The organism is Candidatus Brocadiaceae bacterium (assembly GCA_012728835.1).
Classification (GTDB): Bacteria; Planctomycetota; Brocadiia; order SM23-32; family SM23-32; genus JAAYEJ01.
Genome location: JAAYEJ010000047.1, coordinates 1 through 9,975 on the forward strand (window position 1 = coordinate 1; position 9,975 = coordinate 9,975).

A 9,975-nucleotide genomic window follows, 5' to 3' on the forward strand; every position below is an offset into this window, starting at 1 on the left:
CCTTGAGCCGATCCCGCTCCTTCTGGCTCATCTCGATCCGGTCTCCCTCCATCCGCTCTCCTTCCACCCGAAGGAAAGCGGACATTTCTATCCGCCGAAGACCGGACATTACTATTCGCGTATGACACCCTGGAGACAGGAGAGGGCACATGGCGACGGCATGGACCAGAGGGTTCGATGCTTGTGGGGATGCGACCGGGGCGCTCGGCGGCAACGGGCGGCTGCGTGGGCGATGAACGCGCGCGAGCGGGCGGCTGCTCAGATTGCGGCGGCCGTGCCGTCCGACCTGCGGGTCCTGCGGGCCAAGCTGATGCTGGAGCCGTTGTGCGAGGCCCTGGGGGTCGAGGAGACGGCCTGTCCGCTGTGCGGAGGGTCGGGGTGGGTGGAGCGGGAGGCGCTGCGGCGGTGTCCGCTCTGCCTGGGGTTCCGCGAGGTGCCGGTGCCTCTGGCCGACTGGTTCGACGCCCGGCTGCTGGCGGGCGGGACGCCGGCGGGGTGCGGGCCGGGGGTGCGGGAGCGCGCGGGTCCGGGGGGCCCGAAGGTCTACCGCGTTCTGCTGCCGGGGGGCGAGCGTGCGGGAGGGTGAGCGATGAGGTGTGCGGTCTGCGGGTGTCCGCCGGTGCGGTGGCTGCGCGTCAAGACGGTTGCCGGCCAGCTCGGGTGCACGGCCCGCACGGTTCGTCGGATGGTGCGGCGGGGCGAGATGGTCGGGGTGCGGGTGGGCCGCACGTGGCGCATCGATCACGCGTCTCTGGACGAGTACCTGACGGTCTGTGAGGCCGGGACGGCGCAGGCTCGACAGGGTGCGAGGAACTTCCTATGATGGACTGGACGCGGACACGGTCTTTCCGGGAGGTGGCGGACGATGGCGGCATCACCGTCCGAACTGGTGGCGCGCAAGCTGGGGGACCTGCCCCGGCGCTCCGGTGTCTATCTGTTCAAGAACGCCCGGCAGGAGGTCATCTACGTGGGCAAGGCGAAGGACCTGCGGGCGCGCGTGCGCAGCTACTGGCAGGGGGGGCGCGACGAGGGGCGCCTGATCTGCCGGCGCATCGACCAGGTGGCCGACATCGCCGTGGTTGTGACCGAGTCGGAGAAGGAGGCGCTGCTGCTGGAGGGCAACTTCATCAAGCAGTTCCGCCCGGCGTGCAACGTGGAGTTCCGCGACGACAAGAGCTTTGTGAGCATCCGGCTGGACCCGGGCGAGCCGTGGCCGCGCCCGGTCGTGACGCGGCGGCTCGACATGCCCGAGGCGCTGTATTTCGGCCCGTATGCGAACGCGCGCGCGGCGCGTCAGACCGTGCGCGTGCTTCAGGAGGTCTTCCCGCTGCGCCGGTGTACGCTGCGCGAGTGCCGCGAGCGCCGGCGGCCGTGCCTGTACGGGGAGATGGGCAGGTGCCTGGCGCCGTGCTGCGCGGAGGTCTCGGCGGAGGAGTACGGCCGCATGGTCGACCAGGTCGTCCTGTTCCTGCGCGGACGGGGCGAGGAGTTGCTGGGCGACCTGCGCGAGCAGATGGCGGCGGCGGCGGGGCGGCAGGAGTTCGAGCGGGCGGCCGTTCTGCGCGACCGCATCGGGGCGATCCGCACGACGTTGGAGGCCCAGCACGTCTCGTCGTCCGCCACGGACGTGGACCGGGACGTGTTCGGGCTCTGCACGGTGGACGGGCAGGTCCACGTGGCCGTGCTGTTCGTGCGCGGCGGCAACGTGCGCGACGCCGCCACCTACCGGTTTCCCGCCGAGCTGGACAGCGAGCAGGCCATCTTCGGCTCGTTCCTGAACCAGTTCTACGCCCGGAACCGCTTCATCCCGGCCGAGGTCCTTGTGCCCGTTCCGACCGAAGACGCCGCGCTGCTGGAGTCCTGGCTATGCCGCAAGCGCGGGCGGCGCGTGCGCATCCTGCGGCCGCAGCGCGGCCCGAAGCGGCGGCTCGTGGAGCTGGCCAACGGGAACGCGCGCCAGGCCGAACGCGAGGCGAGCACGCGGCGCGAGCGGGCCGGGGCGGAGGTGCAGGCGCTGCAGGACTTCCTGGGGCTGCGCCGGCCGCCGGTGCGGATCGAGTGTTTCGACATCTCCACGCTGCAGGGCCGCGAGGCGGTGGGTGCCATGGTGGTCTTTGAGGCGGGCGTGCCGGAGAGGTCGTCCTACCGCCGTTACCGCATCCGCGGCGTGCGCGGGCAGGACGACTTCGCGATGATGCGCGAGGTGCTCACGCGGCGCTACCGGCGGTGCGCGGCCCGCGACGGTGCCGCCGAGCGGCTGCCGGACCTGGTGCTGGTGGACGGCGGCAGGGGGCACCTGTCGGTGGCGACGGACGTGCTCGAGGGCCTGGGGCTGGCCGGCTGCGAGGTGGCCGCGCTGGCCAAGGCGCGCGCACGCGGCGGGCGGCGGCTGGCGGAGGAGCGCATCTTCCTGCCGGGCCGTGCGGACCCGATCGTCGTGCCGGAGCGCAGTCCGGTCCTGCGGTTGGTCACCCGTGTGCGGGACGAGGCGCACAGGTTCGCCGTCTCCTACCACCGGGCGCTTCGCCGGAGGGCCACCACGGAGTCTCCGCTTCTGGGGATCCCGGGGGTGGGGCCGAAGACGGCGCGGCGGCTGCTGGACGCGTTGGGCGGTCTGGAGGCGGTGAGGGAGGCGGGCCTGGACGAACTGAGGGGCGTGCGGGGGGTTTCTGAGCGGGTGGCGCGGGCCGTGCACGACCACTACCACCGGCCGGCCGGGCCGTCAGGCGTCTGAATGCGAGGGGACGATGCCGGCCTTCGAGAGGCCGGCGAACAGGAGGGGCGCCACGGCGGTGGTGAAGGCGGCCGGGGCGGCGCCGCGGGCGGCCAGGCAGGCGATGTTCGCGCCGGGGTGCTGCAGCCAGGCGGCGGCGGCGGCCAGCAGGCCGTAGGCCAGCAGGAACAGGAGCGTCAGCAGGAGGTCGACCCACGGCGTCTCACGCAGGAGCGGCCCGCGCAGGGCCAGGACGCCGCCGGTGACGGCCATGAGCAGGAGCGAGGAGACGCCCAGCGGTCCGGCCGATCCGAGGTCCGTGAGCAGGCCCGCCAGGGCGGCGCCGGCCAGGGCTGGGCGGGGGGCGGCCTCCAGGGCCAGGAACGCGGCCAGGGCGGCCAGCAGGTCGAGCCGGAGCGCGCCGTAGCCGAAGCGATGGGCCAGCGTTGCCTGCAGGACGAACAGCAGGAACGCGGCCGCGATGAGGCGGCCCTTGCGGATCACGCGGGGGACCTCCCTTCGGTGCAGACGGACGACGGCAGCATACCGCCTGCGGCGGGGGAGGGGCAAACGCGGCGGCTACTCGTGGCGCAGGGCCTCGATCGGGTCCATGTTCGCGGCGCGGTAGGCCGGGTAGATGCCGAAGGCGATGCCGACGGCGGCGCTGATGCCGAAGGCCAGGACGAGAGAGAAGGGCGTGACGACCGTGGGCATCCTGGTGAACCGCTCCACGAGGTATGGTCCGAGCACGCCGAGCAGGATGCCGGCCAGCCCGCCGAACAGCGAGAGCAGGAGCGTCTCGGTCAGGAACTGGAAGACGATGTGGCGCTTCTTGGCGCCCATGGCCCGGCGGATGCCGATCTCGCGGGTGCGTTCCATCACGGTGGCCAGCGTGATATTCATGATGCCGATGCCGCCGACCAGCAGGCTGATGGCGGCGATCGAGCCGAGCACGATGCTGAAGATCCGTTTCGTTCGGCGGGCCTGGACCAGGAGGCTCAGCGGCACGATGACGCGGTAATCGTCCTTTGCATGGTTCTGGGGCAGGATGTGGCGGATGACGCGCTCGACGCGCCGCACGTCGTCCAGGGTGGCCACCTCCACGGTCAGTTCATGGAGCTGGACCTCCTCGAACGTCTCGCTGCCGGACGTGCGGTGGGCGGTGCGCCGGCCGAAGAGGACGTTCATGGTGGTCATCGGGATGTAGATCTCCGTACTCGGGTCGCCCTCGACCTCCATGCCGTCGACCTCTCCGCGCGAGAACGAGGTGACGAGCCCGACGACGCGGAAGCGGTTCTCGCCATGGAGGACGTACGAACCCAGGTAGTCGTCCAGGGGGAAGAGGGCCTCGGCGGCGCCGCGGCCCAGCACGCAGACGGCGCTCTTGCGCTCCAGGTCCAGAGGCGTCAGGAAGCGGCCGGCCAGGACGGTGGTGTCGTTGATCCGCGCGAAATCGGCGACGGTGCCGACCATGTCGGTATCGAGACGCCGGTTGCCGCGGGTGACGGTGCCGCGGATCCTCCGGGCGGGCAGGACGAAGTCCACGCCGGGGATGGCGGCGATCATGTCGGCGTCGGCGTGGGTGAGGCCGTAGCGGTTGACGCGGCTTGTCGTTTCGGATGCCTGCTCTGTGCTCGGTGGGGTGACGCTCTGCAGGATGATGTTCTGACTGCCGAGGCGCTTGATCTGGTCCTGGGCCTCTTCGCTGGCGCCGGTGCCGATGGCCAGCATGGCGATGACCGAACAGACGCCGAACATGATGCCCAGCACGGTGAGGCCGCTGCGCAGCTTGTGCAGCCAGAGGCTCTTGAGGCCGATGCGGAGCGTTCTCTTGAGCTGGAATCCGATCATGGGGTTGCCTGCTTGTCGGGCTGCGGAAGGTCCTCGGTGATCTGGCCGTCCACCAGGTGGAGGGTCCGCTGGGCGCGCTCGGCCACGCGGGGGTCGTGCGTGACGATGATCATGGTCACGCCGCTACCATTGACCTCGCCCAGGAGTTCCAGGATCTGCTCGCCGGTGCGGGTGTCCAGGTTGCCGGTCGGTTCGTCGGCCAGCACGAACAGGGGCGAACTGGCCAGGGCCCGTGCGATGCCCACGCGCTGGCGCTCGCCGCCGCTCAGTTCCGTGGGCACGTGCGTGAGGCGGTGGCTGAGGCCCACGACCTCGGCCATCTCGACGGCGCGCCGGTAGCTTTCGCGTTCGGACATCCCCTGGTAGTAGAGGGGGATCTCGATGTTCTCGACGACGTTGAGTTGCGCGATCAGGTTGTAGGACTGGAAGACGAAGCCGATCTCGCTGGCCCGGATGTCGCTCAGTTCGTCGTCGCTGAGGGTGGAGATGTCGCGTCCGCCCAGGAGGTAGCGCCCGCTGGTGGGCGTGTCCAGGCATCCCAGGAGGTTCAGCAGGGTCGACTTGCCGGAGCCGCTCGGCCCCATGATGGCGACCATCTCGCCCTCTTCGACGGCGAAGTTGACGCCCCGCATGGCGTGCAGGAGCGTCTCACCCATCTGGTAGGTGCGCCAGACGTTCTGGAACTCAGCGAGCGCCATCGTCCCCTCCTTCCTGCCGGGCGGCGGGCTGCTGCGGATTCTGTGGCCCGCCGGCGCCCTCGGGCCGGGGGCCGGGGCGTCCGCCACGCCCTTCGGGCCGGGCGGCCATGCGGCGCAGCATCTCCTCGGCCTGGCTGCGTTGCTCGGGCGTCAGGGACTCGAGCAGCTCCTGCGTCTTGCGGGTGCGTTCCTCGCCGGTGAGGGCGCGCAGTTGCCGCATCCGGGCGCGCAGATCGGTCTCGGCCGGCCGGTCGACCGCCGGGTTCGCAGCCTCCGGTGCCGGCTCCGGCGGCTCGGCCGCCGCCGGTCCGGGCGGTTCCTCCTCCATCTCGTCCATGGCGGGAGCCGTCGTCTTGAGCTGGGTGATCAGCGCGGCCAGGTCCTCCTCGGCGGCTTCGTCCGGCGGGGCAAGGTAGACGCGCTCGCCCGGACGGACGCCCGCCTTGACCTCCACGAACGTGCCGGTCGAGAGGCCCAGGCGGACCCTGAGCGGGACCGGGCCGTCGGTGCCCTGGACCCAGCAGACGGTGTAGCCCTGCTCGCGGATGACGGCCTGAACGGGCATGTAGACGACCTCCTCGAGCTGGCCGACGATGATGCGGGCGGTGGCGGACATGCCGGGGATGAACAGCTCGGGCGGCTCCAGCAGGGCCACCTCGGTCTCGTAGACCTTCTCGTCCATGCCGAGTTGGGCGTTCGTCGTGCTGGCCATGGGGCTGATGCGGGCCACCTGGCCCGGCAGGCTCCGGTCCGGGTGGGCTTCCGTGGTCACGATGGCCGGCTGGCCGACGGCGACCTTGTCGATGTCGCGTTCGCTGACGTTCAACTTGACCGAGAGCGCGGACACATCCGGGATTCGAATGATGACGGTGTTCTCCGGGACGGAGGCGCCTTCCTCGATGGTCACCTGTCGGCGCCCCCAGCTCCCCCCGGTGGACGATCCGTAGGCGATACGGCCGGGTTTCGGGGCGCGGATGGCGCACTTGGCCAGCATGTCCTCGGCCTTCCGCAGGCGTTCCCGTTCCAGTTCGTAGCTGGCCTGGCGGGAGCGGAGGCTGGCTTCCGACTGCGTGGACTGGCTGCGCGTGCGGGCCCGCACGCGCTCCATGTTGCGTTCGGCTTCCAGGTAGTCGCTCAGGCGCTGTTCGGCGTCCTTCTGCAGCGTGTAGCGGAGGAACAGCTCCAGGGATTCCCTGGCGGAGTCCATCTGGACGCGGCGACGCCGGGCCTGCAAGCGGTCCTGCTCGAGTTCGTTGGCGCTGATGTAGCCCTGCGGGGCCAGTTGCTCGGACCACCCGAGGGTGTCTTCGGCGCGGGCGTGCTCGCCGGCGGCCAGTTGCACCTGGCTGGCCAGGCGCCTCAGTTGCTGCTGGGCCTCGCCGCCGAGTTCCGGTCCCTCGTCGACGCGCCGGTCGGCCACGGGGTCGGGTGTGAGTATGCGTTCGGCAATGCGCCTGCCCAGTGCGGTCAGGTCGACGGCCTCGATGCCCTCATGGACGAGCCGGGTGGTGAGTTCGGCGCCCAGGTAGCTCTCCGCGTCCATCCAGGCGAAGCGGAGGGCTTGTTGGGCGCCCGCGATGTCGCTCTCGTTCTGCTTGAGCTGTATGGCGTGATTCTGCTCGGCCTGCACCAGGGACGCCTCGGCCTGGAAGAGGCTGATCTTGCGGTCGGCCACCGTCTCCTCCAGGGTGGCGGAGTCGAGCCGGGCGATGATGCGGCCCTCCTCGACGTCCTGCGGGGTGATGACCGATCCCTCCGGGGCGAGTTCGAGGATCGTGTTCCAGCCTTCGACCTCGCTCTTGATCTCATGGGGACGTATGGAGTAGATGTCGCCCCGTTCTTCGACCACGACGACCAGGTTGCCCCGCAGGACCTCGCCGATCGGGACGCTTTCCTCAGAGCGGGCGGGTCCGCCTCCGGGCAGGAGGCCGTAGCCGATGCCGGCCGTTGCGAGGAGGATCGCCAGGAGGAGCGCGCGCCGAAACGTCCTGCTGCGTCGCCGGCGCGGGGCCGGTCGGGGTGGCGTCCGAGGGGGCTGTGGTGTTGTGTTCGCCATGATGATGTGCCTCAGTTCCTACGGCGTGCGAGCAGGCATCCCGTTGCCCTGGCGGCCCCCCACGCCGGGCGGGCGTTCGCCTTGGCGGCGGCGGTCGGCCCGTCCGGCGGAGTCCTGGGGGCTTTCAGCTTGCTCATCCTGCGGCGTGTCCGTCTCGGCCGGCGAGCCGGCCTCGTCGATGGCTGCCGTCACGTCCGTCAGTTCGCTCTCGATCGGTTCTTCCTGGTCTTGCGGCGGGGTCACCCCGAAGGGGGGCTCCAGGTAGACTTCTTCGCCGTCCTGGAGTCCGCTGAGGATCTGCACGGACGTGCGCGTGAAGTGCCCGCACTCGACCCGTCGCATCGCGGGCCGGCCGGCCGTCCTCACCCAGCAGACGTGGCCGCCCTTGTACGTGCTGACGGCCTCGATCGGCACCAGCAGGACGTCGGGCAGGTCGGCCACCATGATCTCGGCCGTGGCGGACATGCCGGGGGTCAGGCCGTTGGGGACGGCGTCGATGGCCACCTCGGTCTGGTAGACCTTGATGTCCGGATTGAGCCAGGCATGCGCCGCGCTGGCCACCGGGCTGACGCTCACCACCGTGCCGGCGAAGAAGCGGCCCGGCATGGCCTCCACGGTCACGATGGCGGCCTGGCCTTCCTTGACCTTCTCGATGTCGGTCTCGTGGATGTTGACCTGCGCGGCGAGCGTGCTCAGGTCGGGGATGATGAGGATGGTCTCGTTCTGTCGGACGTCCTTGCCCTCGCGGACGGGGTCGCGCATGCGCTGCCAGGCGTTGGTTGTGGAGGCGTAGACGACGCGGCCCGGGCGGGGGGCGCGGATGATGGCATTGGCGAGCGTCTCGCGCAGGTCGTCGAGGCGCTGTTTCTCCAGGTTGAAGCTGGCCCGGCGGGATTCGCGCTCGGCCCTGGCCTGGGCCAGTTGGCTGGTGGCGCGGGCCAGTGTGCGGTCCAGGTCGCGCTGGGCCTCCAGGTAGTCGCTGAGCCGCTTCTCGACCTCCTTCTGGAGGGTGTAGCGCAGGAACAGCCGCAGGGCTTCCTCGGCCGCCGTCTGTTCGACGCGGGCCCTCTGTTCGTTCAGTTCGTCGCTCTTCAACTGGTTGGCGCTGATGTACGTCTTGCTGAACAGCGTCTGCGACGACTGGAGTTCGAACTGCGCCCGGCTGTATTCCTCGCCTTTGAGCTGAACGTCGGCGCTGAGGCGGCGGATGTCCTGTCGCGCCTCGCCCCCCAGGGCCAGGACGCCGTCAACCTCGGGTTCTGCCGGGCCGGCGGCCTCCTGGGCGGTCTGTTCCTGGTCGGACAGGAGGCTGCGGCGGACCTCGGCCTCGGCCAGCGCGCTCAGGTCGACGGTTTCCAGACCCCCCTCGGGGGCCAGCAGGCGTTCGGCGACGGGCGCTCCCACGTAGCGGTCCAGTTCCATGCGGGCGAACTTGACGTTCAGTTCGGCCAGCGCGGTGTTGCTCTCGTTCTGCTTGACCTGGATGTCGTAGTCTTCCTGGGCCTTGGTGTTGGCGGCTTCGGCGCTGTAGTAGCTGATCTCGCGGGAGCCGAGGCGTTCTTCGAGTTCGCTGACGTCCAGGCGGACCAGCACCATGCCCTGGTCGACGTCCTGCTGCGTGATGATGGTTCCTTCGGGGATGACCTCCAGGATCGTGCGACGGCCGTCGACCTTGCTCTTGATCTCCAGCGACTTGCGCGCGATGAGCGTTCCGCCCTCGGTCACCTTCACCTGGAGGCGGTCGCGCCGGACCTTGGCTGTGGAGAGGGCGCTGTAGTCCTCCTTCGGGCCGGAGTTGCCGAAGGCGGCGTAGGCCCCGCCGGCCAGCAGCACGCAGGCCAGGGCGATGGCGGCGACACGCCAGGCGGCCGCGACGCCGTGTTCGTCGCGGCCCTCCTTGCGCGGGTCGTTGATGACCTGCCGGCGGCTTCCGGGCGACCGGGCTTCGGTGGGCTGGTTATCGGTACTCATCGAAACTCTCCTTCAGTTCTCCGCGGTCCCCGACATCGAGGATGTCCATGTCGCGTGCCAGTTCCAGCCGGGCGACGCGGTAGTCGACCAGGGCGGCGGCCAGGTCGTTCTGGGCGCCGACGAGCGCCTCCTGGGCATCGAGAACGTCCCGGGCCTCCACGCGTCCGGCCTTCAGCAGCATCTGGGTGCTGTCCAGGCGGGTCTCGGCCAGCTCGACGCTGCGCTTCTGTATCTCGTGGCTTCGCAGGGCCCGTTCGTACTGCCGCCAGGTGGAGCGCACTCCGAGGACGACTTCGTCGCGCAGTTCCTCGTGATCGCGCCGGGCGCGGTCGACGTCGATGAGCGCGCGGCGGAAGGCGTTGCGTGCGGCGAGCTTGTTGAGCGGCAGGTCCAGATCGAAGCCCACCGAGTAGTCGGTGCGGGACACCTGGAAGTTCGTCGGCGAGTTGCCGGCGGTGTCGGTGGCCATGGTCGCCCGGAGGTCCAGGCCGGGCAGCAGGTCATTGGCGGTCACCTCCAGCCGGCGTTCGGCGTCCTCGACGCGGTTCCCGGACGTCAGGAGGTCCAGCCGGTGCGCCATGGCGAGTTCCTGGATGCGCTCGGCGGACAGGGGTATGGCCAGGTCTCCCTCCTCGGTCAGGCGGCTCAGTTCGGCCGGGTCCAGGATCAGCGGCGTCTCGGCGGGC

The 9,975-nt window shown here is 70.4% G+C and carries 9 protein-coding genes; 3 read left to right on the top strand and 6 right to left on the bottom strand.

Features of this window, described 5'->3' with window-relative positions; genetic code table 11:
- Nucleotides 1-232 precede the first annotated feature (232 nt).
- The 3 genes from GXY85_07325 to uvrC are packed head-to-tail and all read left to right on the top strand — an operon-like array spanning nucleotide 233 to nucleotide 2,734.
- Nucleotides 233-586, top strand: a complete 354-nt coding sequence (locus GXY85_07325) for a hypothetical protein (GenBank protein ID NLW50643.1) — start codon at nucleotides 233-235, stop codon at nucleotides 584-586.
- 3 nt (nucleotides 587-589) lie between these two features.
- A complete protein-coding gene (locus GXY85_07330; protein NLW50644.1) occupies nucleotides 590-823 on the top strand; it encodes an excisionase family DNA-binding protein in 234 nt (77 codons plus the stop codon).
- A gap of 42 nt (nucleotides 824-865) precedes the next feature.
- A complete protein-coding gene (gene uvrC, locus GXY85_07335) occupies nucleotides 866-2,734 on the top strand; it encodes an excinuclease ABC subunit UvrC (protein NLW50645.1) in 1,869 nt (622 codons plus the stop codon).
- Here the strand turns inward: uvrC and GXY85_07340 are convergent.
- The 6 genes from GXY85_07340 to GXY85_07365 all read right to left on the bottom strand — a co-directional run.
- The gene (locus GXY85_07340; protein ID NLW50646.1) at nucleotides 2,723-3,217 is read right to left on the bottom strand and encodes a hypothetical protein; all 495 of its coding nucleotides are present in this window, start codon (nucleotides 3,215-3,217) and stop codon (nucleotides 2,723-2,725) included. The two genes, uvrC and GXY85_07340, sit on opposite strands and share 12 nt — an antisense overlap.
- Before the next feature lie 75 nt (nucleotides 3,218-3,292).
- The gene (locus GXY85_07345; protein NLW50647.1) at nucleotides 3,293-4,564 is read right to left on the bottom strand and encodes an ABC transporter permease; all 1,272 of its coding nucleotides are present in this window, start codon (nucleotides 4,562-4,564) and stop codon (nucleotides 3,293-3,295) included.
- Complete coding sequence (locus tag GXY85_07350) at nucleotides 4,561-5,262, bottom strand: ABC transporter ATP-binding protein (protein NLW50648.1); 702 nt, start codon at nucleotides 5,260-5,262, stop codon at nucleotides 4,561-4,563. The genes GXY85_07345 and GXY85_07350 overlap by 4 nt, the downstream gene beginning before the upstream one ends.
- Nucleotides 5,249-7,318, bottom strand: a complete 2,070-nt coding sequence (locus GXY85_07355) for an HlyD family efflux transporter periplasmic adaptor subunit (GenBank protein NLW50649.1) — start codon at nucleotides 7,316-7,318, stop codon at nucleotides 5,249-5,251. Before GXY85_07355 ends, GXY85_07350 begins: the two co-directional genes overlap by 14 nt.
- Nucleotides 7,319-7,336: 18 nt before the next feature.
- Complete coding sequence (locus GXY85_07360; GenBank protein NLW50650.1) at nucleotides 7,337-9,289, bottom strand: efflux RND transporter periplasmic adaptor subunit; 1,953 nt, start codon at nucleotides 9,287-9,289, stop codon at nucleotides 7,337-7,339.
- Nucleotides 9,276-9,975, bottom strand: a 700-nt coding sequence (locus GXY85_07365; protein NLW50651.1) for a TolC family protein, incomplete at its 5' end; no start/stop codon positions are given. The genes GXY85_07360 and GXY85_07365, both read right to left, overlap by 14 nt.

What these genes read in the sequence shown, in the direction of transcription:
- GXY85_07325 (NLW50643.1), top strand. Translation starts at nt 233, where the DNA reads ATGAACGCGCGCGAGCGGGCGGCTGCTCAGATTGCGGCGGCCGTGCCG.
- GXY85_07330 (NLW50644.1), top strand. Translation starts at nt 590, where the DNA reads ATGAGGTGTGCGGTCTGCGGGTGTCCGCCGGTGCGGTGGCTGCGCGTC.
- uvrC (NLW50645.1), top strand. Translation starts at nt 866, where the DNA reads ATGGCGGCATCACCGTCCGAACTGGTGGCGCGCAAGCTGGGGGACCTG.
- GXY85_07345 (NLW50647.1), bottom strand. Translation starts at nt 4,564, where the DNA reads ATGATCGGATTCCAGCTCAAGAGAACGCTCCGCATCGGCCTCAAGAGC.
- GXY85_07350 (NLW50648.1), bottom strand. Translation starts at nt 5,262, where the DNA reads ATGGCGCTCGCTGAGTTCCAGAACGTCTGGCGCACCTACCAGATGGGT.
- GXY85_07355 (NLW50649.1), bottom strand. Translation starts at nt 7,318, where the DNA reads ATGGCGAACACAACACCACAGCCCCCTCGGACGCCACCCCGACCGGCC.
- GXY85_07360 (NLW50650.1), bottom strand. Translation starts at nt 9,289, where the DNA reads ATGAGTACCGATAACCAGCCCACCGAAGCCCGGTCGCCCGGAAGCCGC.